We start from the raw sequence: 26,383 nt of genomic DNA, 5'->3' as shown, positions 1-26,383 counted from the left end.
TATAATGAATAATAATTAATAATTACAAATTAATATGATAATAATGTGATATAATTAGTAATAAATATATAAGGTTTTAAGCTAGACTTTAAGATTTTAAGTTGTTATTACATTTTAATTCTCCAAGAGAAGCCCTAACAAGACCATCAAATAATGGATGTGGCTTATTTGGTCTTGATTTAAATTCAGGATGTGCCTGAGTGGCTACAAAGTATGGATGGTTTGGGAGCTCTATAAATTCTGCAAGTTTTCCATCAGGAGATGTTCCAGAAATAACCAATCCATTTTCTTTAAGAATATCGTGATATTCTGGATTTACCTCGTATCTATGCCTATGCCTCTCATATACATCGGTTCTTCCATACAAACTATGAATAAGAGTGCCCTCTTTTAAAATTGCAGGATAAGCACCAAGTCTCATTGTTCCTCCTTTTTCTTCTATTTCTCTCTGCTCTGGGAGAAGGTCTATTACAGGATATGGTGTTTCTTCATCAAATTCTGTGGAATTGGCATTTTTCAAATTGCAAACATTCCTTGCAAATTCAATTACAGCACACTGCATACCTAAACATATCCCTAAAAATGGAATATTATTTTCCCTAGCGTATTTAACAGCATTAACCTTTCCATCAACGCCCCTTTCTCCAAATCCTCCGGGAACAAGTATTCCATCTAAAACTTCATTCTCCCTATACCTATCAAGGATTTCTTCATAATTATCAGTTTCAAGCTCTTCTGAACTTATCCATTTTATATTTACTCTTGTATCATTTTTAGCCCCTGCATGAACCAATGCCTCTATTATGCTCATGTATGCATCTCTTAATACGATATATTTGCCTACAATACCTATTGTAATCTCATTTAATGGATTTATTATTCTATCCACTATTGTTCTCCATTCCTTTAAATCGGGTTCTGTATTATTTATATCGTTTAGTTTAAGCTTTTTTGCTATTAATTTACCAATGCCCTCTTTTTCAAGATTTAGTGGAACTTCATAAATTGTTCGTGCATCTTTCGCTTCAATTACTGCCTCTTTATCAACATCGCAAAATAGGGCAAGTTTTTCCCTAATTCTTTCACCTATTGGTATCTCAGTTCTACAAACCAATATGTCAGGTTGAATTCCAATGCCCCTGAGCTCCTTTACACTGTGCTGAGTTGGTTTTGTCTTTACCTCACCAGCGGTTTTTATGAACGGTAGAAGTGATACATGGACATATAATACATTATCTCGCCCTACATCTTTCTTAAATTGCCTTATTGCCTCTAAAAAAGGAAGACTTTCAATATCTCCAACAGTTCCTCCGATTTCCACTATGGTTATGTCGCTTTCTTTTCCAAGGCTTTTTATTCTATCCTTTATTTCGTTGGTAATATGAGGGATTACTTGGACGGTTTTTCCCAAATAATCTCCTCTCCTCTCTTTTGAAAGGACGCTCCAATATACCTTTCCTGTGGTGATGTTGTTATCTGCCTTTAAATTTATATCAACAAATCTTTCATAATTTCCAAGGTCTAAATCTGTTTCCCCACCATCGTCAGTGACAAATACCTCACCGTGTTCATAGGGGGACATAGTTCCAGCATCTATCTGCAAATAAGGGTCTATTTTTATCATATTTATTTTAAATCCTCTTGCTTTTAAAAGCCTTCCTATGGATGAAGCCGTTATACCTTTACCTAATGAAGAAACTACGCCACCAGTAATAAATATATACTTCATATTTTATCTCCTCAAATAATAATAAATAAAATAATAAAATCTTAAATTCTTAAAAAACTATAATATATTAAACGATATTTTATATAAAATATATGCCTACAAAATAGTAAATAAAAATAACTATAAAAATAAAAAATTATTATAATAAATATATATTAAAAAATTAAAAATAATAAATAAAGTAAATAATAAATAAAAATATTTAAAAAGAAAAGAATAATTATGCTACATTAGCCCCTTGAAGAGTTTTTTGTAATGATTCTTGCAAATCCATTAATCTCTTTTGCATTTTTTCTTCCTGTTTTTCCAATGTTTTGGTCCTTAATTTTAAGGTTTCCAATTTTTCGGTTAGTTCTTCTTTTATCTCTTCTTTATTTCTTTTTATCAAGATGCCGCCAGCCATTTTATATACATCCTCTGACTGTGATTTTTCCATTTCTTCCAAAGCCTTTTCCATTTCTTTTATTTGTGTTTCTATCTGTTGTTTTTGAAAAACAATAGCCTGTAATTGCTGTTGAAGCTGTTGAAATTGCATTAATTGGTTTTGAACATTTGGTGGTAATTCCATAATTTCCCTCCTTTTTTATGATTTATCATATAATGTAGTATTTATGTTAATGTAATATATCTTTACTATTTTAGCTATATATAATAATATTTATGACATTACATTTACTTTTACTCTTTGTTTTTATTTTATGTTTTATATATTTTCATAAAAAATAATTATTTATTATAATTGTTATTTCATTACTATTTATTTTCAGATGTTAATTTATATATACTTTCCGCAACCTTTATCCATCTAATATATGAATATAGTGATGCCTTTAATATACTGAGCTCAGGTGCAACAGTTTCTATAATTATTGTATTATTTTTAAGTTTCATTATGCTTTTTGACCTTATTTGGGAATTAAGATGTTCTAAAAGTATGCTGTTGTATATTATTTTTGCTTTGTTTTTTGAATTGTATCTCAGTTTTAAACTGAAACATGGTGCATTATCCAAATTAAACTCATTATTTTTATTATTAAATTTTACATCTACATTTATATTATCCTTACCACTCGCAGTATTGGATGTATTGGTATTCATAGTATTATCCTTTTTATTTAATTTTAATATGATATTACATTATAAATATGTAAATTTATTATATAGCAGTTTTTTATATGGTTATATTAATCAATCTCTAAAAGCTTCAAAGATTTAACAATAATTAAAGGACCTATTTTTTTATCATTTTCATAAAATTGTATATAAAATATATTTTTATCTGATAAGGAACCTTCAAAACGCATTTTAAAAGATGAATTATCATCGACTATTCCAAAACCGCTGAAAAAATCATAAAATAGTTTTTGATATTTTTTGGCATTTTCCATAAATTCCATACTTATTTTTCCTTCTACATTTGTAGTCTCTTCCTCACAGACCTCTCTTTGAAGTTTTGCAGATATTAATATGGATATTATTTTATTTTTAGCAATATCATAAAACTTTATTTTCCCTGGATTACCCTTGTATTCTTCTACAACAATTAATTTATCGTATTCACTTAGTATGTCCCCTAATGGACTTTTACCCCTATTGAGTATTTTTATACTTAGTATCCTTGCAAGGTCATTTACAAAACTTCGTGTTCTTTGAGATGGTTTTCGCGATGTTGTGATTACAACCATTTTTCTACCTATATAATTATTGTATTATTTATAATATATATTACAATTTACTGTTATTTCATATTATTGATTATTATCTTGCTTTTACTAATTTAACAACTCTTGGTCTTAATTTTATCAAAATCTTATTACTGCAATAGGGACATTTTGCTTTCATACCCAATTCATCCTGAGTTATGATTTTACCACAGTTTGAACATCTATATTCCGCCATGATTTCACCAAATAAAAATAAAAATAAAAAAATAATTAAAAAGTAATAATATTAATTAATTTAGTTGATAATAATAAATTAATAAATTATGGTTAATAAATTAATAGTTTAATTAATTATAATACTATAAATTGCATAACTTAAAAGATAAATAAATAAAAGAAAAATAATTAAATTTCCCTACTCTTGCTTTCAATAACTCTTCTTATAGCTTTAGTTACTACCTTACCAGCACCAGTTTCTGGTGTATATGCTCCACCAGCCATTTTAGCACCGCACTTTTTACATACCCATATTGAAGTGCTAACCCTTTTTAATTTTGGAAATCCACAAACAGGGCATTTATATTCTTTTTTCTGTTTTATTTCTACATCTCTAACTCTAACTCTAATCTTTCTACCGTATCTTGGTCCAAATCTTCCTGATGAACCTATTTTTTTCGTATGACTAAATTCTGGCATTGTTATCACCGTTTTTACATTTTAATTTATTTATATTAAATATTATCCATTAAATCTTTTTAATAATTTAGTTTGAACATTGCCTTTTGTGACCTTATTTAAATATCCGTAGAATTCATTTTCAATTCCACTTGGGATTTCAATAACAAATACCAATGAGCCATCGGACTGCCATTCCTCCTGTTTTATTGTTCCATATTCATGGAGAGAATGGTAAGCCGAAGAAGCATATTCTGGAGGTATTCTAACTGCAATATCCCTTTTTTCAAATTTAATCGGCAAAATCCTCCTAAGGTCTTTAATAATATTGGGGATTTGCTCTTCTGCACTTTTATAAATATCAATATTTGCCCTTATTTCCTCCAAAGCATTTTCAATTCTTTTTGGAGGATGAGGCGCATCTGTTTGAGGATTTATAGTGTTTCTTGCAATTAAAGAAACTATCTGTTTTCTTTTCTGTTCTTTCATTTCTTTTCGTTGCTGGGCGGTAAGTTGAACATTGCCTTTTAATATAATTTTTTTGGCTATTTCATGAATATCTGTTGTTCCAAAAACTTTTTCAAGAACTTCTTCCGAAGCTTTTTCTCCTTTTCCAGAATCCTTATAAACCGCCTCAGCTGCCAGTATGTCAGAAATATTTATTGGTTGTCCTTCCTTTAATTTAGCAGCTAAATAAGGATCTACCAATATTTCAAATTTTTCCCCATGGGATTGAAGCCGTGCAATTACAGCCTTTTCCAATGACACCATAATATCCCTTTTTTTTATTTATATACCTTTCGATTTATCTAAATTCAATAATTCAGATATATAAAATATTAACAAAATATACGCCATATAAAATAAATAAAAAGGTAAAAAGAATGACTTATATATTTTATTAAATTTACCCCTTATACTTTTTTAATATTTTAATCCTTATTTATTTCCTTATTTTTATCTTTTATATTATTATATTATATTTAATTTTGTTATTTTCCTATTTTATTTTTTAATTTTAATTTTATTTCTTATTTGTAATATCATTAATAATACCATTATTTATTATTTTTATTTATTATTCGTTTTCTTCTTCGTAGCTATCATTACTATTGCTATCTTCATAAATCTCATTTTCTTCATCTAATTTTTCGTCCTCTTCATTTTCTTCAGACTTTATTTTATCTGACACTGTTTTTACAAGTTTTTTAATTTCTTCGAATGGTAGTTTTTCCACAGTTTTTGTTTCTGATTTAATCACTGCCATATCTACATTTTCAGGTTTTAATTCACCATCTGTGGTTTTTCCTAATGTATATATGGCAAGTTCAAGGGCTCCTTCAAGTGTCAAATCTTCACTATATTTTTCTTCAAGGATTTCCATTGCAGCAGGTCTTCCAGAACCTATTGCTGTTGCTTTATACTCAATTAATGCACCACTTGGGTCTGTTTCAAACAATCTTGAACTATGCCTATCTATACCTGCAATTAATAGGGATAATCCAAATGGCCGAGCTCCGCCATGTTGTGTGTATGCCTGTTTAATATCACAGATTTTTTTTGCAAGTGCTTCAACTGTTATAGGTTCTCCATATGTAATCCTATTTATCTGAGCTTCTACCCTTGCTCTGTCTATTAAAACCCTTGCATCCGCTACAAGCCCAGAAGTTGCTGCCATTATATGGTCATCTATTTGGAATATCTTTTCTATGGAGCATACCTCTATTAATTTACTTGTTATTCTTCTATCAACTGCTAAAATAACTCCGTCTTTACATTTAATACCTATGGCAGTAGTGCCCCTTCTAACAGCTTCTCTTGCATATTCTACCTGATAAAGTCTTCCTTCTGGACTAAATACAGTAATTGCCCTATCATATCCTGATGCTGGAACCATTTGCATATCTATCACTCCATTTATAAATTAATGTTAATCATGTTAATATTAAAATTTTTTAGTAATATTTACTACTATATTTTATTTATAAATTATAATCATAATTTTGTATGTATTAAATTATTATATATAGTTTATAACTTATATAACTTATATAATATACTTCAGTTTATAATGTTTTAAATACATTTTAATGTTTTATTATATTCTATTATATTATTTTTAAGTTTTTATTATATTTTTATTATAATATTCTATTTTACACTAATCCATATTTAGGATATAAGAAAACTTAAACACCCACATGTTCATAATTATGACACAACATTTAAATATTATAAAATCCAATATTAATGTGGAAATAACATTCATTATTATTCCAGTATGAAGGTGATATTATATGATACCAGTTAGTATTTCCGAAGAGGCTATGGAATTTATAAAAGAAAAGACTAAAAAGGCTGGGTCTGATACATTAATAATATATTTCGAAGGATTTGGATGAGGAGGACCTAAATTTGGAATAGATATAAAATCCCCAAATAAAAATGATGAATTAATTTACGATGGGGAATTTAAAATATATATCGATAAGGTGGCAAGACAATTCCTCAATGAAGTCAATATTGTATTAAAAAAGTCAATGTTCTATGGGAAATATCTTGCTATTAAAGGTGCAGGCGGAAAATGCTAATGCTAAACCTAAGAACCCTTTGGGATTAGGTTTTTAACCTTATTTTTAATTTTTATTACTTTTAGTTATATTATTTTTAATTTTATATATAATATACTATTATATTTTAGTTTTTAATTTAATTCATCCTTTTTTATTTTTCTTTATTATTTTTTCTTTAATTGCATATAGATTCATTTTTAAATCATTTTTAGTGAATTAAATCTAAATTTACACAATAATCCAAATATTAAAGTCAATTTTACTATTAACCAAAAGATTTTAATAACTTAAAAATTATACCATCATAAAAATAGAGGTGATACTGTGAAATCTGTTATTTTCATTATTGATGGATTAGGGGATAGACCAAATAATGAAGGAAATACGCCATTAAAAGAGGCTAATACACCTACAATGGATAGAATGGCTAAGGAAAGTATTTGTGGATTAATGAATGCCGTAGATATTGGGGTTAGACCTGGAAGCGATACTGCCCACTTAGCCATACTGGGATATGACCCCTATGAAAATTACACAGGCAGGGGACCTTTTGAAGCCGCAGGTGTGGGCATTGATGTGCAGCCAGGAGATATAGCATTTAGATGCAATTTTGCCACTGTTGATGAGAATTTTGTTGTAATAGACAGAAGAGCAGGTAGAATAAAAAACACGGCGGAGCTCGAAAAAGTAATCGATGGTATTGAAGTTGATGGCGTCAAGGTAATCTTTAAACAATCAGGAGGATATAGGGCTGCACTTGTTTTAAGAGGCGATAAATTAAGCGATAAGATAACAGAGGGGGACCCACACCATGAAGGTGTAAAGGTTCCAGAGATAAAACCACTCGATGATTCAGAAGAGGCAAGAAGAACTGCTAATATTGTGAATAAAATAATAAAAATAGCTTATGAAAGATTGAATAACCATCCAATAAATGAAGAGAGAAGAAAAAATGGACTTCCACCTGCAAATATCATATTACCAAGAGGTGTTGGAAAAGTTCCACATATTTTACCATTTAGTGAAAAATATGGATTAAAAGGGGCATGTATTGCAGGAACAGGTCTTATAAAAGGTATTGCAAAAATGGTAAAATTGGATTTCATAGATGTTGAGGGAGCTACTGGAACGCCAGAAACAAACTTTATGAACAAGGCAAAAGCCATCGTGGAAGGACTTAAAACCTACGATTTTATATTGGTTAATGTCAAGGGAGCAGATGAAGCATCCCACGATGGGAATTACGAGCTCAAAAAGAAAGTGATTGAAAAAGTAGATGGGATGTTGGAATATATATTAAATAATATCGATAAAAATGAGGTTTATTTTGTATTAACAGGAGACCACTCTACCCCAATAGAAGAAAAAGACCATTCAGCAGACCCTATTCCTATAATTATATGGGGCAAAAGCGTGAGAGTTGATGATGTGGAGAAATTCGATGAGTTTTCCACACATAAGGGAGGATTATGCTGGATAAAAGGTAAATATATTATGCCTACATTACTCGATTTGATGGGATTGCTAAAAAAATACGGTGCATAAAAATATTGATAATATTATCATATTAAATATTAAATAATTTTTAATCCTTTTCATGTATTTTGGTATTATCTATTTTTTATTAAAAATTTTATTAAAATGATTTATTTTTAAATAATCATGTTAGTGATACTATGGAGCTCCTACAAATTTATGAAAAATCTATTAAAAATAGGATAACATATGAAGATGCCGTTAAACTTTGGGATTATGATGTTTATGATTTACTTTATTTGGCATATTCCGTTAAAAAATACTACAATATTAAAAAATATAATAATCCTTCTAAATTTGATTTATGTTCTATAATAAATGCAAAATCTGGAAGATGTCCTGAAAACTGTGCTTTCTGTTCTCAGTCTATATACAATAAAACAAATATCAATATTTACGACTTAAAACCAAGGGAAGAGATTTTAAAATATGCAAAATATATGGAAAAATACAGCCATAGATTTTCAATAGTGGTAAGCGGAAAAACGGTAAATGATAGCGAATTTGAAAAAATAATAAATACAATAAAGGAAATAATAGAAAAAACAAATTTAAAAGTCTGTGCTTCATTGGGCATTCTTGATAAGGACAGATTAAAAGAATTAAAAGAATTAAATGTTAGAATACATAATAATTTAGAAACTTCGAGAGCATATTTTGATAATATATGCACCACCCATAAATATGATGATAAAATAAAAATGATAAAAATTGCCAAAAAATTTGGATTGGAGGTTTGTAGCGGGGGCATATTTGGGCTTGGGGAAACCTTTAAAGATAGGATTAAGATGTTTGAGGAATTGAAAAACCTTAATGTAAATAGCGTAGCATTAAATATTATTCACCCAATAGAAGGAACAAAAACCTATAAGTTAATTGAAGAGAATAAGATAAAGAAAATTACACCAATTGAAGCATTAAAATCCATGGCAATAGCAAAAATCTATATGCCTGATAGAGAGATACGGCTTTGCGGTGGAAGGGAGTATAATTTAAATGATTTACAGGGTTTGGCACTTTTATCACTTGATGGGCTTATGGTTGGAAATTATTTAACCACTAAGGGAAGAAATATTGATGACGACATAAAAATGATAAATGACATGGGATTTAAATGTTAATGGAAAAATATAAACGATTAAAAGACTATTTTAAAAGAAAAAATGTAATAGTATCATATTCTGGTGGTGTGGATAGTTTATTGGTTGCTAAGGTGAGCTCCGATAATGCAAAATATACCCTTGCTATTACGATAGATAATGGTTTTTTTTCAGAGAATAGCATAAATAATGCAGTAAAACGAGCTAAAAAATATAATATAAATCATAAAGTCGTAAAACTAAATTATATGGATTATAACTATATAATATCCAAAATAAATAGCGATTTAAAAAATAGGTGCTATTACTGTAAAAAGTATATGGCATCGGAGCTCTTGAAAGAAAAAAATAAATTAAAAAGAAAATTGAATAATGATACTGATAATAACAATAATAATATAATCATAGTGGATGGCACAAATTACGATGATTTATTTGAAGATAGGCCTGGAATAAAGGCATATAATGAATATAATATAAAATCGCCGCTTGCAGAATTAAATTTTTCCAAAGATGATATAATAAATCTCTCAAAATATCTAAATATCGATATTCCAAAAAAAGATACCTGTTTAGCAACGAGAGTTTTAAATCCTCCTATTACAAAGGAAAAAATAAAAATGGTAGAAAGAGCAGAAGAATTTTTGGTTTCATTTTTGGATATTGAGGGTTATTTCAGAGTAAGACATTTTTACGATATTGCCATTATTGAAATAAATAAAGAGGAGATTTATAAATTTAAAATGGATATGGACAATTTAAAAATAATAAATGAGCAATTTAAAGAAATAGGATTTAAAAAGTGTGTGTTAGACATTAACTTAAAATAATCTTAATGGATATATATTATATTAATTTATTAATTATAGATTTTTTAAGATAAAAATTAAAAATAAAATAATATCAAAATAGGATAAGCTATAATCTATTTAATAAAAATATAAAAATAATAATTTAGGTGATTTTATGACTGAAAATATAAATTTCGACAAATACAAAAATATTAAAAGACATATGGGAAGAGAATTAATAGATTTAAATCCTATCCAAAGAGGGGGAATTATACCAGTAGAATCAAAAAAAGCAATATATGAATACTGTGATGGATACAGTGTTTGTGATTACTGTGGCGGAAGACTTGATAAGGTTGAAACACCGCCAATCTGTGAATTTTTAAATGATATGTCAAAATTTCTGAATATGGATATATCGAGACCAACACACGGAGCTCGGGAGAGTAAATTTATAGTCATGCATTCGATATGTAATGAAGGTGATTATGTAGTTCTCGATGAAAACGCCCATTACACATCCTATGTTGCTATGGAAAGGGCAAAATTAAATTATGCAGAGGTTAAAAATGAGGGTTATCCAACATATAGGATAAATCCCGAAGGTTATAAAGAGGTTATAGATAAATTAGAAGATGAAGGTAAAAATATAGGTTTAATACTGCTTACACATGTGGATGGAGATTATGGAAACCTTACAGATGCCAAAAAAGTAGGAAAAATTGCAAAGGATAGGGGCTATCCATTTTTATTAAATTGTGCATATAGCGTTGGAAGAATGCCCGTAAAAGGTAAAAAATTAAATGCCGACTTTTTAGCATGTTCAGGACATAAAAGTATGGCAGCATCTGGTCCTATTGGTATATTGTCAATAAGGGATGAATTTGCAGATAAGGTATTGAGAACTTCAAAAACTCATCCTGTTAAAGAGATTGAGATGCTTGGATGCACAAGTAGAGGAGCTCCGATAGTATCACTTATGGCTAGCTTCCCGCACATTGTGGAAAGGGTTAATCATTGGGATGAAGAAATTAAGAAAACTAGGTTTGTAGTGCATGAGCTCGAAGAGATTGGATTTAATCAAATTGGTATAAAACCAAAGGAACACGATTTAATAAAATTTGAAACGCCTGTGCTCGATGAAATTGCACAGAAAGATAAAAGAAGAGGTTATTTCTTCTATGATGAATTGAAGAAAAGAGGAATCGGCGGTATAAGGAGAGGAACCACAAAAGAAATAAAAATGAGTGTTTATGGTTTAACATGGGAACAGGTGGAATATGTTGTAGATAGCATTAAAGAAATTGTTGAAAATTGTTGAAAATAATCTTAATATAACTAAAAATTATTTTATTATTTTTAAAACACTTTAATTTTTATTTTTAATATTTTATTTTAAATAAAAAAAATAACAAATTTTATAAATTAAGTTAAGATATAATTATAAGATTAAGATATATATTATGAAATAATATTTAACTAAAAAAATTAGGGGTAAATATGCTTGATAAAATCTTTAATCCAAAATCCATTGCAGTAATTGGAGCATCCAGTATCGAGGGAAAAGTAGGGCATGCCATAATGAAAAATCTAATGGCATTTGGAAAAAATAATCCTGATAATAAAATTTATCCAATAAATCCAAAATATGACGAAATACTCGGCATTAAGTGCTATAAATCGGTGTTGGATGTTCTTCCAGACAATATCGATTTAGCGGTAATCACCATACCTGCAAAACTTATACCAAATATATTGGAAGAATGTGGAAAAAAAGGGATAAAGGGGGCTGTGATAATATCCGCAGGTTTTTCGGAGGTTGGCAATTACGAGCTCGAAGAGAAAGTAAAAAGTATAGCTAAAAAATATAATATAAGAATAATAGGTCCAAACTGTTTAGGTATAATAAACATGCACAACAGATTAAATGCTTCATTCAGTAAAGAATATTTTAAAGAGGGAAATATAACCTTTATATCACAAAGTGGGGCAATATTAACGGCAATACTTGATATAGCACCGCTTTTAAACTTGGGATTCTCAAAAATAGTAAGTCTTGGGAATAAGATTGATATTCAGGAAAGCGATTTAATGGAATATTTAATTCATGATGATACAACAGAGGTTGTTGTTTTCTATATTGAGGGGTTAAAGGATAAAAAATTTATAGAATCTGCAAAAAAACTTGCAAAGATAAAACCAATTATTGCCTTAAAAAGCGGAAAAACAGAGGCTGGAGCTAAGGCGGCATCTTCCCATACTGGAAGTTTGGCGGGAGATGCTCAAATATATAACGCTGCATTTAAAAAAGGAAAAGTTTTAACGGTGGAAACTTTTGAAGAATTGGTTAATTTAATGCATGTATTCTCAACACAGCCCCTTATGAAAAGTAATAAAATAGGAATTATTACAAATGCAGGAGGATTTGGAGTAATAGCTGCTGATAGCTGTAAAAAATATGGTTTAACCATTGAAGAATTTGAAGAATCCACGAGAGAAGAGTTAAAAAAATACCTTCCACCAACCTCATCCATTTCAAATCCTCTCGATTTAATAGGCGATGCCGATACCGATAGATATAAAAATGCATTAAATATCGTTAAAAATGATAAAAATATCGATGGAATGCTTGTAATACTTACACCGCAGGAGATGACTAAGCCCTTGGAAGTTGCCAATGTAATTGTTGAAACAAAGAACAAAATAAAAAATGAGGGAATAGGTAAGCCGATTGTGGCATCATTTGTTGGAGGGGCATCTATTAAAGGAGCAAAAAGCTATTTAAGAAAAAATGGAGTGCCTGCATATATATCTCCTGAAAATGGAGTTGAGGTATTGTCGAGCTCCTATAAGTATAATAAAATGAAGATAAAAGAGGATAACTGTGATTATTTAAATAGTATAAAAAAGGAATTATTAAAAATAAAAGAAAATTATAAAGATATTGTTAAAAATCTTCTTAAAAATCCAAATGAATACAATTCAAAGGAATTTTTAAAGATACATGGAATGAATGTTCCAAGAAAATATTTGGCAAAGACTATCGAAGAGGCAGAAGATTATGCCTCCAAGTTAGATAATATTGTAATGAAAATATCTTCTCCCAATATTATGCATAAATCAGACGCTGGATGTGTAATTGTTAAGCCAAAAGATATTAAGGAAGCATTTAACACCATTATGGAAAACGGAAAAAAATATTTGGAAAAAAATAGAATTAAAGGCGTTATTGATGGTGTTCTAATTGAAGAATATATTGAAGGTCTCGAAGTCATTGTGGGTGGAAAAAGAGACCCCGTATTTGGTCCCGTTGTAATGGTGGGATTAGGTGGGGTATTTGTAGAGGTCTTAAAGGATGTTTCCTTTGGTATCTATCCAATTACAAAGGATTATGCCTTGGATATGTTAAGGGAATTAAAATCATACAAAGTTTTAGAGGGAATTAGGGGAAGGCCTAAAAGGGATATTAACTTTATAGTTGATATTATGATTAGGTTGGGTGTAATAATGGATATTTATCCCGAAATAAAAGAAATTGATATAAATCCATTGTTTGTAAAAGAGGATGGAAAAGGTGGATATGTCGGTGATGCTTTGATTATTGTTGGAAAATAATAAAATAAACATAAAAAAATATTAAACATAAATATAAACATAAATATATAAAAACCTTAAAAATTTTAAGATATTAAGGTATTAAAGCATAAATAAGTTAGATATAAATTAGATATAAATATTCTATTAAGAAATTTAAAGTAAATAGCAAAACTGGGAGTTATGAATCTAATTCATATAAATGCATCATTAATGTTAATTATAATATTACTATTGATAACAGTTTTAATTATAGTATCAATATGTTTGGGACTTAATCAATATTTAACTTATAAAAAAGCCAAAAAATCGTGGAGAGTTCTTTATTATGCAGAAATGGACTTGTTAGAAAATTTTAAACATAATTTAGGAATGAGTGAAAAAGAATACTTAATTATGGTATTTATTCTTATTTTAAGTTCATTAATTTTTATAGATGATATGGCACTTCGTGTTATAACTATTACAACAATGATAAGTTTAGTTATTATTTTAAAAAAATCTAAAATAAGAAAAGTAAATATTTGCGATAAAGGTGTAATATTAGATAACGGAAGAGTAGCAGACTATTGGAAAGATTTTAAAGGATATAAAAGAATAAAAATTATATTTACTTAACTAAAAATTCATTATTATCAAAATTTGTTCTGTCTTTAAAATACAATAAAAAACTCGAAAATATTATTAAGAGATATTTAAAAGAAATAAATTAAAGGAATAAAGGAATGAAAAATAAAACTTTTAAATTTATAAATTAATTAATTATAAATCAATTAATTCTATACTTTTAATCCATACCTTACCATCTTTATCAAATATATCGGATATTAAGAATGAGCTCTGTGATGGATTGACAATATAGCTGTTATTTATTTTATCGATGCATTTACTCTCATGTATATGACCGCATATAACCAAAGATGGACTGTATTCCTCTATAATCTTTCTTATAGATGCGCTTCCAACATGGTTTCCTCCAACTCTATCAGCCATGGTATTTTTTGGGGGTGCATGGGTAACTAAAATAAAGTTATTTAATAAATCCTCTTTTTTCATGCCTTTAATTGCATTTTTAAATTTATTGTATAATTCTTCCTCGGTATATTCATTCGGTGTATTGAATGGTGTTGGATTACTTCCCCCTATGCCTATAAATTTTATATTGTTTATCTCTATACATTTTTCATCGATGTTTATATTCAATTCATTTAATTTAGTTATAGATTCCTCAGTGTCGCAGTTTCCAGGAACTGTTAAGACCTTAACATTTTCTTTTTCTTTTAAATATTTTAGATAATCGATTATTTTTAAATCCTTTCCAAAATGTGTAATATCACCAGAAACAACAATTGCATCTGGTTTATATATTAGGATTCTTTTGAAATTTATAATTTTACCGTGTAAATCGGTTAATGCCGCTATTCTCATGAAATCCCCCGTTGCCATTATTTTATAATTTAATAATGGATTATATAAATATTTATTAGCTTATTAATGGATTTTAATAAATTTTATATTGTTATTGCATACAACTAAATTTCCCTTCCATTCATCTTTTGTTTCTGGATAATCCGAACGATAGTGAGCTCCCCTACTTTCTCTCCTTTCCAATGCACATTTTATAATAATTTCTGCAACAGTAATCATATTTTTTAATTCAAAATATTTTTGGATTTCAATAATTCCATTTATATTTATATTTTCTGCTTTATCTCTTAAATTTTTTATCTCCAAAAGTGCCTTTTTTAGCCCTTCCTCATTTCTTACTATCGAAACATAATTCCACATAATATACCTGAGCTCCTCTATCAATTCAAATACATTATATGATATAGATGGATTATTCTTTTTATTTTCTAATTCATTGTTAATATCCATTATCACTTTATTTACATAGTCCTCAATATCTTTTAAATCAAATTCTGATTCTTCTGCAAATTCCCCTGCACTTCTTCCAGCAATTGCTCCAAATACCTGAGTATCGGCAAGTGCATTTCCCCCAAGTCTATTTGCACCGTGTATTCCGCCTGTAACTTCACCACAGGCAAAAAGCCCTTTTATATTTGTTTCACATTTTTCATTTATTTTTATACCTCCCATAAAGTGATGTGCCGTTGGTGCTACAATCATGGGTTCCTTTCTTATATCTACTCCAATACTCATAAACTGCTTAAACATTGTTCCAAGTCGCTCTTCGATAATTTTATCATCTAAATGAGATACATCTAAATAAACACCACCATTTATGCCCCTTCCCTCTTGTATCTCATTGTATATTGCCCTTGCAACGACATCCCTTGTTGAGAGCTCTAACCTATCTTTGTCATAATTTGCCATAAATCTTTCTTTGTTTTTATTGTATAGAATACCGCCTTCCCCTCTTACAGCTTCTGTAACGAGTATTCCTTTTCCAACCATTCCTGTTGGATGGAACTGCACCATCTCCATATCTATTAACTCCACCCCTTCATTATAAGCCATTGCAAAACCATCGCCAACCTTCTGAATTGGATTTGATGTAATTGGGTATAACTGCCCAGCACCACCTGTTGCAAGAACTGTGGATTTTGCATATATTGGAAAAATATTCCCTGTAATCATATTTAAAAACAGAGCTCCGTAGCACCTACCATCCATTACTATTAATTTTATTGCCATTACATCTTCCAAAACTTTAACCTTTTCAAGTTTATTTATATATTCCATCAATCCTGCCATGAGCTCATGTCCAGTTCTATCACCGCTATAACATGTCCTGTTAAAACTCTGCCCACCAAACGGTCTTTGAGCTATTGTTCCATCCTTGTTTCTGTCGAATATAGAACCAAATTTTTCTAAGTTTTTTAGTTCTTTTGGAGCATTTTTTACAAGAATTTCTACAAGTTTTGGATTATTTATATGAGCTCCCCCTTTTATTGTGTCTTCATAATGCTTTTTAAAATCATCCTTTGGATTCAATACTGCGTTATATCCTCCTTCTGCCATAACTGTGCATCCACTTTTACCGAAAAGCCCTTTAACTGCAATAATTACATTTTTATTTCTGCACTCTATGGCACATCTTGCCGCAGCTCCGCCACCACCTATAATTAAAACATCCGTAATCACAAAATCACCTAAAAATAACTTTTTATAATAATGCAATAATATATCTCATACTATACATTATAACCGCATATAAGATAATAAATACCAATTAACAATAAATACGCAAAAAAAGTAAAATAATTTATATTTATTTTTTATTTTTTATTTTAATTATTTTATTTAATTAATTATTTTTATTTATTTTAATTTTTTATTATAATTTATTATAATTTTATCATTTTTATTTTATTGAATAATTCCATAACCGATTAATCTCCATCTTGAACCTACCCTTCTGCTCATTGCCACTCTGTCTCCTTTATCGGCACATATTGGGAGTTTTAATTTTATATCAGCAATATCGTTTCTTGCAGATAATATTACACCAACTGTTGTTGCAGTCCCTACATTAAGCATTAATACCTCATTTGATTTCAACGGTTCGATTGTTAGTTCCTCTTTTGAACCCACGATTCTTTCAAGAAGATGAGCTTTTATGGTGATTTTATCAAGTGTTTCAGGTAATGTTCCCGGTTCTCCTGCAACACTACCGCTTAGAGCATCTGATTTTGTAAGGGCAGGGTCTAATTCTGTACCAACACCAACTAATCCACCTGGATAAGCTTTTTTAACCTTGGAACCTCCAACCCCAAGGGATGTAATCTTTGTAATAATTGGTTCCCAGTGTGTTTTATTGCCTTCTATAACTTTCAATCCCGGTTTTATTTCAATTTCTTTTCCAACTTCAAGAACTCCCTGAATAATACTTCCACCAATAACCCCTCCTTTAAGGTCTTTAATTTCGCTTCCAGGTTTATTGATATCAAAACTCCTTGCAACATACATTCTTGGTGGGAGCTCAGTATCCCTTTCAGGTGTTGGTATAAAATCTTCAATAGCCTTTAACAGCACATCAATATTTGCACCATGGTGTGCTGAAACTGGAATAATAGGAGCATTTTCTGCAACAGTTCCCTTTACAAACTCTTTTATTTGTTTGTAGTTCTCCTTAGCTTTTTCTTCATCTACAAGGTCTATTTTATTCTGAACAATTATTATATTTTTTATTCCTAAGGCATCCAATGCCATTAAATGTTCCTTTGTCTGTGGTTGTGGGCACTCCTCATTTGCTGCAATTACCAATATTGCACCGTCCATTAATGAAGCTCCTGAAAGCATTGTAGCCATGAGTGTTTCGTGTCCTGGTGCATCAACAAAAGATACCTTTCTAATGATTCTGGTTTTTGAACCACATCTTGGACATACGGGATTCACAGTATATGCCTCAGGTTCTGGACATTTTGGACATTTTCTTATCTCACAATCTGCATAACCCAATCTAATGGATATACCTCTTTTTAATTCTTCACTATGTGTGTCTGTCCATACTCCTGTAAGTTGTTTTGTTAAACTGGTTTTTCCATGATCCACATGCCCAACCATTCCAATATTTACTTCTGATTGTTTAACTCTTGCCATGTTATCCCTCTAAAATTTTTCCTTTTTATTAATAATAACCAAACATAAATTAAAATTTAATAAATTTATAAATTAAACTAATGATAAAATAGAATATAACATTTAATAATGTATATTATTTTACTTTTATCTTTTAAATGATTAATATCACATACCATTTATACGACACCATATATATAATTTACATTAAACTATAAAATAAAAAAATAAATAGGTATTAAAATTAGGGAATAAATTTTGATAAATTTATGAATAAAATAATATGAAATAATAAGAAAATAAAAAAGCAGCTAATGTAAAAAAATAGCAGGTAATGCAGAAAAATAATGGGTAAGATAAAATTATGGATAATATAACTAATAATTAAAATATAATAAAATAAAGCTATAATAAAATTTTAAAAATTAAAAATTAAATATTTAATAATTATAAAATATTATACTTGAATATAAGAATTGTAATTATAATCTAAAATTATAAAATATATGGTGAAAATATGAAATCCACAGCAGTATCTCCTGCATCTGGAACAATTATAAATGCAATAGCTACTGGAAAAGGTTCTGCATTTGGCATCGATTTAAAGGTAAAAGCCACTGTTGAGCTCTTGGATGATGGTAAAAAACACATAGTGGGAGAGGTAAAAGACCATCCGAATGTAAATACAAATCTCATAGAAACATGCGTAAGAAATGTTTTAAATTATTTTGAATTGGATTACTCGGCAAAAGTCATTACAGAAACAGAAATTCCAATAAAATCAGGTTTAAGTAGTAGCAGTGCAACATCAAATGCAGTAGTTTTAGCAACCTTCGGAGCTCTGGGAAAAAAATTAAACGATAAACTTATACTTGATTTGGCAATAAAATCATCCTTTGATGAAGGTTTAACTATTACTGGGGCTTATGATGATGCTACGGCTTCATACTATGGTGGAATTACCATTACAGATAATATAAATAGAAAAATAATTAAGAGGGATATTTTCAATATAGAGGGAATAAAAAATGATGAACTAAATGTTTTGGTGCTTATACCAAATTTAAATAAAAATGTAGATGTAAATAGGATGAAACTCTTAAAAAATTATGTTGAAGTGGCATTTAATGAGTGTTTAAATGGAAACTATTGCAATGCATTGTTTTTAAATGGAATTTTATATGCTTCTGCCCTTAATTTTCCTACAAATATTGCCATTGAAGCTATTGAAATGGGAGCTCTGACAGCAGGGTTATCTGGAACAGGACCATCATATATAGCACTATGTGACAGAGACCATACTGAGAAAGTTAAAGGAGCTCTTAAAAAATACGGTAATGTAATTGTTACGAAGTTAAATAACAACGGTGCTGAAATAGTTAAATAAACTATAAAAAAGATAAGATAATCCAAATAAACCAAAAAATATATATAATAACGATTAAATTAAATTTAAATTAATAAATGGTGGTAAAATTGGTAAATAAAGTTTATGGAATAGGCGTGGGACCCGGAGATGAAGAATTACTAACTTTAAAAGCTGTGAAAATATTAAAAAAGGTAGATACTATTTTTGTTCCTATATCCAAAAAAGGAAAAACTTCTGTGGCATACAACATCGTTAAAAATATCGTTGATGATAATAAAAATATTGTGGAATTGCTGTTTCCAATGAGTAAAGATAAGAATTACTTAAAAAAACACTGGAATGAGGCATTTAATATTATCAAAAACACAGATGGGGAGGTAGCAGTAATTACAATAGGAGACCCCACACTTTACAGCACATTTTCCTATGTTTGGAACTATTTAAAGGAAAATAATATTCCTGTTGAGATTATAAACGGTATTCCTTCACCTTTTGCAAGTGCTGGAAGATTAAATATTCCACTTGTTGAAGGGGACGAAAATCTGGTAATACTTCCTCAGGGAAAAGATTTGGAAAAATATTTGGGGTTATTCGATACTATCGTAGTTATGAAAACTAAACGATTAGGAGAAAAGCTTAAAACCCTTCTTGATGAAGAACATAAAGATAACTATCTTGTTGGTATTGTATGCAGGGCATGCTGTGAAAATGAGGAAATTCAAATAGGAAAAATCGATGAAATTGATTTTGATAAGGTAAATGAGTATTTATCTCTTGCTGTGATTAAAAGAATTAAAAATTAAAAATAATACCTACTTTAAAACTATATCTTTCAATATTCCGTCCTTAATCATTTTTAAATTTAATATTGTCACACCACTATTGAAACTCTCATTTAATGGGTTTTTAGCAGTAGTCCATCCCTTACCATCAGTTATCCATATAAATTTAACATTTTTATTGTTGTTATGTATAAACTCATTTAGTGTTTCATACTCTCCCGCTGTTGATTTTAATTTTGAACCGCCCCCACTATAAAAATTAACTTCGATGAGGTATAATATTTTAGTATTTTTGTTGTATAATGCAAAATCAAATTTTCTATTTGTTTTATCTAATATTAAATCTATCCTCCATTTATGTTTTATTTTATTTTTAGTGGCTTGAGGTATATACTCTAATTCTTTATGATTTGCTAAATTTTCCATAATATATTTTTCAACTATATTTTCCATTATTTTACCAGTCCTGTTTTTTCTTGCATTGGTATCCATACCTACCTCAACACCAAAAACATAATCTACTAAATTTTTTATTTTTTTATTTTTTAATAGCTCCTCCAATCCACTTTTTTTAAAAAATTCATAATATCTTTCAATTTCTTTATCCGATAAATTACTTTTTTCTTTAAAATCCAAATCTTCAACTTCCACATTCTCATTTAATATTTTTATTTCATCATCTCTTACAGCTATTAATATTGGAAAAACGGTAATAACTTCTGGATATTCTTTTAATAATCCAAAAAATTCTCCTTTAAAGTTTTCTTTTCCAATTAGATAGTTTAAGATACATAATCTCTTTTCTATCTTTTTTACATTATTTTCAACTTTATTCCAATCAACAAAAAAATCATAAGTTTTTATCGTATCAAGCAAATTATTAATAATATATTCAAAATCCATAGAACTCACCTAAAAATAATAATTAATAATTAGTAATTAATAATTCGTATATATTCCCTCTTTTATCCCCTTTACAGTTAATCATTCTCTTAGCAGTTATCTTTTTTATAAAATAGTTACTATATAATTGCCTAAAAAATTCAATGTCGTAGGAGTTACTCAACATTAACTTAGCCCCTCGTCTATCTAATTTTTTGTAGAGCTCTGATAATCTTATCTGATCACTATCTGAGAAATTGTATTTTGTATATGCTGTAAAAGAGGAGGTTTTATTTATTGGCTTATAGGGTGGATCAAAATATACAAAACTATCTTTATCAACATATTCTTCAATTATTTCAAAATCCCCACATAATATTTTTACATTTTTTAATAATTTAGATATTTGTTTTAAATTGTCCGCATCAAATATCTTTGGATTTTTATACATTCCATAAGGAACATTAAAACCACCTTTTTTATTAACTCTGTATAAACCATTATAACAGGTTTTATTTAGAACTATAAAATATGAAGCTCTTTTTATATCATCCATTTCCTCTTTTGATTTATTAAATTCTTCTCTAATATTATAATAAAAATTTTTTCTATTTTCATCACTTAATGATAAAAATCTATCTTTAATTTCAGATAGTTCATTGATTAAATTATTAACATCATTTTTTACAACCTTATATGTTAAAATCAAATCACTATTAATATCATTTATAACAACATCCCTGAGCTCATACTTCTGCAAAATATAAAAAAGAACAGCTCCACCACCAACGAAGGGCTCTATATATCTTTTAATCTTACCATCTTTTAAGTCTTTTGGTAGATTTTCATCTATGGAGTTTATAATTTGGGTTTTACCACCAGCCCATTTTAAAAACGGTTTAATCATCTAAATCCTCCTAAATTTTACATAAGTCTTGAAGTAAAATAAAATATAAAAAAGTAAATAAAGAGATAAAAAATATAAACCATATCTTATTTATTTCTAAATATTAAATATTAATTTATTAATTATTCAACAATATCCTTTAAAATCTCTAAAAATCTTCTATCCTCTTTAAAAGTTCCAATGGCTATTCTTACATACTCTCCATCAAGACCTTCAAAGGATTTGCAATCCCTAATAATTACACCTCTTTTTAGGAGCTCCTCACAAAACTCACCTGAGCTCATACCATTCTTAACCTCAACTAAGATATAGTTTGCCTCAGAGGGATAAACTTTTAACTCTTTAAATTTCTTTAATCCTTCGTATAGTATTTCTCTACTTCTTATACCATCATTTTTTGATTTATTGAAAAATTCTTTATCCCTCAGTGCTGTAATGGCACAGATTTGGCTTAATCTTGTTAAACTGAATATAGGTTTAACCCTCATCATATAATCTACGAGTTTTTTGTTTGTAATGCCATAACCTATCCTCTGACCTGCTAAACCAAATACCTTTGAGAATGTTCTTAAAACCAAAACATTGTCATATTTTAATGCCCAGTCTGTTAAATCGTATTCCTTTTTTGAGTATTCAATATAGGCGTGGTCTATTACCACCAAGGCATCTGTGGAATTTATGATTTTTTCGATATTCTTTTTATCGATAATATTTCCCGTAGGATTGTTTGGAGAGCATAAAAATATAATTTTTGTTTTATTTGTAATATTGTTTAAAACACTATCAACATCTAATTTAAAGTCATTTTCCTTGTCAAATTTTGCATATTTTATCTTTGCACCATATATTAATGCAGATATCCTATACTGTGTAAAAGTAGGTATTGGGATAATTACCTCATCGTCTTTATCTATTAATATTCTCATAGTAGCATCTATTACTTCGTCTGCACCATCTCCACCAACAATAATATTTTCCATAGGAGCTCCTGTAAATTTGGAGAGCTCCTCCATAAGTGTGGGATTTATAGGTTCAGGATATTGGTGAATTTTTGGAATTTCTTTTAATATCTCGTCTTTTATCTTTGGAGAACATCCCCATGGGTTTTCATTGGAACCTAATTTTATGATATCATTGGGATTTATTCCGTAATTTCTTGCTATTTCTTCCTTTGATTTTCCTGGAACATATGCTTTAAAGGTTTTTACAATATCCCTTATGTTGTTATCTATCAATTTATCACCTTTTAAGTTATTATTATTTTATTAATATTTTGAATTATTTTACTATTTTCATCTTTAATTTATTTTTTTAATTTAAATAACAACAATATAATAAACAAAATGAAAATATAATTCAATAGTATGTTCTATTAATGTTATTAAAATAATAAAGTATTTCTCTAATTAGTTTATTTTACTGTTATATTATTATTTCTTATTATTTCATTTCTATTTCTTATTATTATTTTGCTGTTTTATTTTTTATTTAGTTATGTATTTTTCATCCATATTATCTCCAATTTTACCTTTAATATATCGCATTTGTTTTGAATCCTTTATTTTTAATACCATGGGTAATATTATAAGGACATACACGGGTATTATCTCCAACCTTCCTACCCACATAGAGAATATGCCCAATAATTTTCCAATGGGATTTAAATTATAGCTTATTATATTTACAGAAAGACCCATATTTGCTACAAGTGAAACTGATTCAAAAAGTGATTTAAATGGCTCATATCCAAGAGATATGAATAAAAGTGTTCCAAGTATGTAATGTAATACATAAATAAAAGCCACAATATAGGCATCCACAATAAGATTTGGAGTAAGTGGATTGTTTCCAAGTTTTTTATATATCACTGCGTTGTGAGGATATACTGCCTCTTTTAATTTATAGTAAAAACTTTTTGCCATTATTGCAAGTCTTATAAGCTTTATACCCCCTGTTGTTGTTCCTGTGGAACCCCCAACCATCATAACAAGTATCAAAATGGCAATAGATAAATTGCTTAAATTTGGAATATTAACAGTAGAAAATCCCGTGCTTGTCATAGCAGAAACTACTGTAAAAAGTGCATCAATTGGGCTAATATTGGATGATAATACAATAATAAAAGAGGCTATAAATATAATAGGAATTGCCACCTTAGTTTGAATATCGCCTGTCCATCTTTTTCCAACTAATATTTTATGATGGACTGAAAAAGATACAATACCCCCAATTGCCATAATTATTATCATTATAATCTTTGCAAGATTGTTATATGGAAAACTTGAATTACTAACACTCATTCCACCAGTAGATATACCACACATGCATATATTTATTGCATCCCAAAGTGACAAACCACTTAAATAAAGTAGATTTATACCTATGGCAGTATATAATAAATAAATTTGCCATATTTTTTTAACGGTGCTTGATGTGCTTGGAAGTATTTTTTCTTCCCTAGCCTCAGCTCGGTAATATGCAGAAGCTCCTGTTTTTGATAGTATGGTAATAACCATTACAAGAACCCCTATACCTCCAACCCATTGCTCAAAACTTCTCCAAAATTGCAGTGTATGGGGAAGAGATTCTACATCACCTATAAGTGTAAATCCTGTTGTAGTCCATGCTGACATGCTTTCAAAAACACCATCTATATATCCAAAGTGAGATATACCTAAACAAAATGGTATTGCTCCAATTAACGATGCAAATAACCATGTCAATGCAGATATGACCATGGCATGTTTTAATTTAATATGAATCGGTTTTGTAAATTTATTTATCAAAATTCCCAGTATAATAACCGCTAAACTGGGATAAAAAAAATAATAGACAGGTTCATTAAAATATAATCCAACAAAGATAGGCACCATCATAACAAGCCCAATAATTGATATTAACATACCGAGCTCATGCAATATACCCAAAATATCCTTTTTGTTAAATACATCCATACTATCCCAATAATGAAAATAAGCAAAATAAAAGTCATTATTTTGAATTATTATAAATTATATTATTCCAAATCCATATAAAAAAAATTTTATTATTTATTTTTAATTATTATCTTAATTAATTATTATCTTATTTTTTATTTTTTTATATATTTTATTAATTTATCTTTTTTATTACTTTTAATACATATCATCTTCCCCGTTTTCTCCGTTTTCTGTTTTATCTAAATAATTAAATCGTTCTGTTATAATCTCTAAACATTTTTCTACGCTTTGGCTTATAGATACATTTTCAATTATTGGAACATCATTTTCTTTTGCCCTATCAACGATATATTGATTTATTTTCCTTATTATTTCAAAATTTTTCAAATATCGCTCCATAGGTCTTGCACTAACCTTAGCCCTTGCTGAAAATCTTTTTTTATGCATTTTTTCAGAGCTCAGTGTTAATATGATAGTAATGATATTTGGCATTGATGTATATTTCTCCTTCATAAATCCAGGAACTATATGGGTTCCCTCTATAATAATGCTTAATCCCTCAGTTAAACTTCTATCTATTAGGCTTTCAATACCAACCAATACAGGTTCTATATGCCTTTCAAATCCAAGTATATGTTTATCGCATACATTATCATCTAAACTTGGAATTCTAAGGGATTTCCACGCAGTATATGAAGATTCATAAAGCATCGGAACTAAATCTTTTGATATACTTCTCCTCATTACCTCTCTAATTGAATCAGTCCCTATAACGCTTGGTATTCCCAGTCTTGAAGCTAATTCAAAAGCTATTGTGGATGTTCCAACTCCACTTGCTCCACCAATCAGTATAATAATGGGGTGTTTTTTTAAAATTCGTCTCCATAATAAATATTTTTCAGCAATACTTTCATAATTTTTAGTTAATAGGTAATAATATACCCTTTTTCGGAGCTCATCCTTTGTAATACTTTCATACCCCTCATCTTCCAAAGTTTTTTCTATTTCCTTTGCTACCATATAAGCCTCACTTGGCTTCATTCCCGCAGCTGTTAATGACCTTGCAAGAAGACCTTTTGAAAATGGCATTTCGTAATTTTTACCACTAACGATTATTTTATCAGTAATACTTTTAAAATCGATACCCATACATATCCCTTATATTTTTATTAAACTTAAATTATTAAATTAAAACTATAACGGTATAAATATAACCAAAATTCCATATCTATTAAATTATATATAAATCTTATAAAAATATAATATACATTAAAATGTAAATATATAAAAAAGTAAA

25 protein-coding genes are annotated in these 26,383 nt (G+C 28.7%); 9 read left to right on the top strand and 16 right to left on the bottom strand.

The window, feature by feature from the left end:
* Positions 1 to 88: 88 nt before the first annotated feature.
* The 8 genes from pyrG to psmA all read right to left on the bottom strand — a co-directional run bounded on the left by pyrG (position 89) and on the right by psmA (position 5,971).
* Positions 89 to 1,729: a glutamine hydrolyzing CTP synthase gene (gene pyrG / locus METOK_RS01355; RefSeq protein ID WP_013866454.1), complete on the bottom strand. Its 1,641-nt coding sequence runs from the start codon at positions 1,727 to 1,729 to the stop codon at positions 89 to 91.
* A 220-nt stretch (positions 1,730 to 1,949) separates the two neighbouring features.
* The gene (locus METOK_RS01350) at positions 1,950 to 2,297 is read right to left on the bottom strand and encodes a prefoldin subunit beta (RefSeq protein ID WP_013866453.1); all 348 of its coding nucleotides are present in this window, start codon (positions 2,295 to 2,297) and stop codon (positions 1,950 to 1,952) included.
* 185 nt (positions 2,298 to 2,482) lie between these two features.
* Positions 2,483 to 2,827 carry a KEOPS complex subunit Pcc1 gene (locus METOK_RS01345; RefSeq protein ID WP_013866452.1) on the bottom strand — a complete coding sequence of 115 codons (345 nt, stop codon included), beginning with the start codon at positions 2,825 to 2,827 and terminating at the stop codon, positions 2,483 to 2,485.
* Between the two features lie 86 nt (positions 2,828 to 2,913).
* Positions 2,914 to 3,414: a Brix domain-containing protein gene (locus METOK_RS01340; protein ID WP_013866451.1), complete on the bottom strand. Its 501-nt coding sequence runs from the start codon at positions 3,412 to 3,414 to the stop codon at positions 2,914 to 2,916.
* A gap of 73 nt (positions 3,415 to 3,487) precedes the next feature.
* Positions 3,488 to 3,628, bottom strand: coding sequence for a DNA-directed RNA polymerase subunit P (locus METOK_RS01335; protein WP_013866450.1), 141 nt, complete (start codon positions 3,626 to 3,628; stop codon positions 3,488 to 3,490).
* 170 nt (positions 3,629 to 3,798) lie between these two features.
* A complete protein-coding gene (rpl37A, locus tag METOK_RS01330) occupies positions 3,799 to 4,089 on the bottom strand; it encodes a 50S ribosomal protein L37Ae (RefSeq protein ID WP_013866449.1) in 291 nt (96 codons plus the stop codon).
* A 42-nt stretch (positions 4,090 to 4,131) separates the two neighbouring features.
* Positions 4,132 to 4,839: a ribosome assembly factor SBDS gene (locus METOK_RS01325; RefSeq protein WP_013866448.1), complete on the bottom strand. Its 708-nt coding sequence runs from the start codon at positions 4,837 to 4,839 to the stop codon at positions 4,132 to 4,134.
* Positions 4,840 to 5,146: 307 nt separating this feature from the next.
* On the bottom strand, positions 5,147 to 5,971 hold the full coding sequence (gene psmA, locus METOK_RS01320) for an archaeal proteasome endopeptidase complex subunit alpha (protein ID WP_013866447.1): 825 nt from the start codon (positions 5,969 to 5,971) through the stop codon (positions 5,147 to 5,149).
* A gap of 394 nt (positions 5,972 to 6,365) precedes the next feature.
* Here psmA and METOK_RS08825 point away from each other — a divergent pair, with 394 nt between their 5' ends.
* The 7 genes from METOK_RS08825 to METOK_RS01290 all read left to right on the top strand — a co-directional run bounded on the left by METOK_RS08825 (position 6,366) and on the right by METOK_RS01290 (position 14,280).
* Positions 6,366 to 6,659 (top strand): HesB-like protein, encoded by a 294-nt coding sequence (locus METOK_RS08825; protein ID WP_232210829.1) that lies wholly within the window; start codon positions 6,366 to 6,368, stop codon positions 6,657 to 6,659.
* 306 nt (positions 6,660 to 6,965) lie between these two features.
* Positions 6,966 to 8,186, top strand: a complete 1,221-nt coding sequence (locus tag METOK_RS01315; RefSeq protein WP_013866445.1) for a 2,3-bisphosphoglycerate-independent phosphoglycerate mutase — start codon at positions 6,966 to 6,968, stop codon at positions 8,184 to 8,186.
* Positions 8,187 to 8,317: 131 nt separating this feature from the next.
* Positions 8,318 to 9,298 carry a biotin synthase BioB gene (gene bioB / locus METOK_RS01310; RefSeq protein WP_013866444.1) on the top strand — a complete coding sequence of 327 codons (981 nt, stop codon included), beginning with the start codon at positions 8,318 to 8,320 and terminating at the stop codon, positions 9,296 to 9,298.
* A complete protein-coding gene (gene larE / locus METOK_RS01305; protein ID WP_013866443.1) occupies positions 9,292 to 10,107 on the top strand; it encodes an ATP-dependent sacrificial sulfur transferase LarE in 816 nt (271 codons plus the stop codon). Before bioB ends, larE begins: the two co-directional genes overlap by 7 nt.
* 136 nt (positions 10,108 to 10,243) lie before the next feature.
* Positions 10,244 to 11,389, top strand: coding sequence for an O-phospho-L-seryl-tRNA:Cys-tRNA synthase (gene pscS / locus METOK_RS01300; RefSeq protein ID WP_013866442.1), 1,146 nt, complete (start codon positions 10,244 to 10,246; stop codon positions 11,387 to 11,389).
* Positions 11,390 to 11,568: 179 nt separating this feature from the next.
* The gene (gene acs / locus METOK_RS01295; RefSeq protein ID WP_013866441.1) at positions 11,569 to 13,683 is read left to right on the top strand and encodes an acetate--CoA ligase alpha subunit; all 2,115 of its coding nucleotides are present in this window, start codon (positions 11,569 to 11,571) and stop codon (positions 13,681 to 13,683) included.
* A 162-nt stretch (positions 13,684 to 13,845) separates the two neighbouring features.
* Complete coding sequence (locus METOK_RS01290; protein WP_013866440.1) at positions 13,846 to 14,280, top strand: hypothetical protein; 435 nt, start codon at positions 13,846 to 13,848, stop codon at positions 14,278 to 14,280.
* Between the two features lie 144 nt (positions 14,281 to 14,424).
* On the opposite strand, the gene METOK_RS01285 is transcribed toward METOK_RS01290, so the two are convergent.
* The 3 genes from METOK_RS01285 to METOK_RS01275 form a co-directional block, all read right to left on the bottom strand.
* A complete protein-coding gene (locus METOK_RS01285; protein WP_013866439.1) occupies positions 14,425 to 15,090 on the bottom strand; it encodes a metallophosphoesterase family protein in 666 nt (221 codons plus the stop codon).
* A gap of 63 nt (positions 15,091 to 15,153) precedes the next feature.
* Positions 15,154 to 16,770, bottom strand: a complete 1,617-nt coding sequence (gene tfrA / locus METOK_RS01280; protein ID WP_013866438.1) for a fumarate reductase (CoM/CoB) subunit TfrA — start codon at positions 16,768 to 16,770, stop codon at positions 15,154 to 15,156.
* Between the two features lie 225 nt (positions 16,771 to 16,995).
* Complete coding sequence (locus METOK_RS01275; RefSeq protein WP_013866437.1) at positions 16,996 to 18,228, bottom strand: translation initiation factor IF-2 subunit gamma; 1,233 nt, start codon at positions 18,226 to 18,228, stop codon at positions 16,996 to 16,998.
* A gap of 496 nt (positions 18,229 to 18,724) precedes the next feature.
* On the opposite strand from METOK_RS01275, the gene METOK_RS01270 reads away from it, so the two are divergent.
* Together METOK_RS01270 and cobI are read left to right on the top strand one after the other, a co-directional pair.
* Positions 18,725 to 19,594 (top strand): shikimate kinase, encoded by an 870-nt coding sequence (locus METOK_RS01270; protein ID WP_013866436.1) that lies wholly within the window; start codon positions 18,725 to 18,727, stop codon positions 19,592 to 19,594.
* Between the two features lie 89 nt (positions 19,595 to 19,683).
* Positions 19,684 to 20,379: a precorrin-2 C(20)-methyltransferase gene (gene cobI, locus METOK_RS01265; protein ID WP_048057823.1), complete on the top strand. Its 696-nt coding sequence runs from the start codon at positions 19,684 to 19,686 to the stop codon at positions 20,377 to 20,379.
* A 9-nt stretch (positions 20,380 to 20,388) separates the two neighbouring features.
* Here the strand turns inward: cobI and METOK_RS01260 are convergent, their stop codons facing one another.
* The 5 genes from METOK_RS01260 to METOK_RS01240 form a co-directional block, all read right to left on the bottom strand.
* The gene (locus tag METOK_RS01260) at positions 20,389 to 21,261 is read right to left on the bottom strand and encodes a type II restriction endonuclease (protein WP_013866434.1); all 873 of its coding nucleotides are present in this window, start codon (positions 21,259 to 21,261) and stop codon (positions 20,389 to 20,391) included.
* A 22-nt stretch (positions 21,262 to 21,283) separates the two neighbouring features.
* Entirely contained in the window at positions 21,284 to 22,147 is an 864-nt protein-coding gene (locus METOK_RS01255) for a DNA adenine methylase (protein WP_013866433.1), read from the bottom strand.
* A 122-nt stretch (positions 22,148 to 22,269) separates the two neighbouring features.
* Entirely contained in the window at positions 22,270 to 23,382 is a 1,113-nt protein-coding gene (gene hisC, locus METOK_RS01250) for a histidinol-phosphate transaminase (protein ID WP_013866432.1), read from the bottom strand.
* Positions 23,383 to 23,631: 249 nt separating this feature from the next.
* On the bottom strand, positions 23,632 to 25,101 hold the full coding sequence (locus METOK_RS01245) for a TrkH family potassium uptake protein (RefSeq protein ID WP_013866431.1): 1,470 nt from the start codon (positions 25,099 to 25,101) through the stop codon (positions 23,632 to 23,634).
* A 180-nt stretch (positions 25,102 to 25,281) separates the two neighbouring features.
* Positions 25,282 to 26,235: a 2-phosphoglycerate kinase gene (locus METOK_RS01240; RefSeq protein WP_013866430.1), complete on the bottom strand. Its 954-nt coding sequence runs from the start codon at positions 26,233 to 26,235 to the stop codon at positions 25,282 to 25,284.
* Positions 26,236 to 26,383: the final 148 nt, after the last annotated feature.

This window comes from Methanothermococcus okinawensis IH1 (genome assembly GCF_000179575.2).
GTDB classification, from domain to species: Archaea; AGJL01; Methanococci; order Methanococcales; family Methanococcaceae; genus Methanofervidicoccus; species Methanofervidicoccus okinawensis.
This window is presented reverse-complemented; position numbering and strand designations above follow the sequence as displayed.

Coding starts and splice junctions, on each gene's coding strand:
- METOK_RS01260 (WP_013866434.1), bottom strand. CDS start 21,261: ATGGATTTTGAATATATTATTAATAATTTGCTTGATACGATAAAAACT.
- psmA (WP_013866447.1), bottom strand. CDS start 5,971: ATGCAAATGGTTCCAGCATCAGGATATGATAGGGCAATTACTGTATTT.
- METOK_RS01345 (WP_013866452.1), bottom strand. CDS start 2,827: ATGAATACCAATACATCCAATACTGCGAGTGGTAAGGATAATATAAAT.
- METOK_RS01285 (WP_013866439.1), bottom strand. CDS start 15,090: ATGAGAATAGCGGCATTAACCGATTTACACGGTAAAATTATAAATTTC.
- METOK_RS01290 (WP_013866440.1), top strand. CDS start 13,846: ATGAATCTAATTCATATAAATGCATCATTAATGTTAATTATAATATTA.
- METOK_RS01325 (WP_013866448.1), bottom strand. CDS start 4,839: ATGGTGTCATTGGAAAAGGCTGTAATTGCACGGCTTCAATCCCATGGG.
- METOK_RS01335 (WP_013866450.1), bottom strand. CDS start 3,628: ATGGCGGAATATAGATGTTCAAACTGTGGTAAAATCATAACTCAGGAT.
- METOK_RS01270 (WP_013866436.1), top strand. CDS start 18,725: ATGAAATCCACAGCAGTATCTCCTGCATCTGGAACAATTATAAATGCA.
- METOK_RS01255 (WP_013866433.1), bottom strand. CDS start 22,147: ATGATTAAACCGTTTTTAAAATGGGCTGGTGGTAAAACCCAAATTATA.
- rpl37A (WP_013866449.1), bottom strand. CDS start 4,089: ATGCCAGAATTTAGTCATACGAAAAAAATAGGTTCATCAGGAAGATTT.
- bioB (WP_013866444.1), top strand. CDS start 8,318: ATGGAGCTCCTACAAATTTATGAAAAATCTATTAAAAATAGGATAACA.
- pyrG (WP_013866454.1), bottom strand. CDS start 1,729: ATGAAGTATATATTTATTACTGGTGGCGTAGTTTCTTCATTAGGTAAA.
- larE (WP_013866443.1), top strand. CDS start 9,292: ATGTTAATGGAAAAATATAAACGATTAAAAGACTATTTTAAAAGAAAA.
- METOK_RS01340 (WP_013866451.1), bottom strand. CDS start 3,414: ATGGTTGTAATCACAACATCGCGAAAACCATCTCAAAGAACACGAAGT.
- METOK_RS01240 (WP_013866430.1), bottom strand. CDS start 26,235: ATGGGTATCGATTTTAAAAGTATTACTGATAAAATAATCGTTAGTGGT.
- METOK_RS01245 (WP_013866431.1), bottom strand. CDS start 25,101: ATGGATGTATTTAACAAAAAGGATATTTTGGGTATATTGCATGAGCTC.
- METOK_RS01350 (WP_013866453.1), bottom strand. CDS start 2,297: ATGGAATTACCACCAAATGTTCAAAACCAATTAATGCAATTTCAACAG.
- METOK_RS01275 (WP_013866437.1), bottom strand. CDS start 18,228: ATGGCAAGAGTTAAACAATCAGAAGTAAATATTGGAATGGTTGGGCAT.
- pscS (WP_013866442.1), top strand. CDS start 10,244: ATGACTGAAAATATAAATTTCGACAAATACAAAAATATTAAAAGACAT.
- acs (WP_013866441.1), top strand. CDS start 11,569: ATGCTTGATAAAATCTTTAATCCAAAATCCATTGCAGTAATTGGAGCA.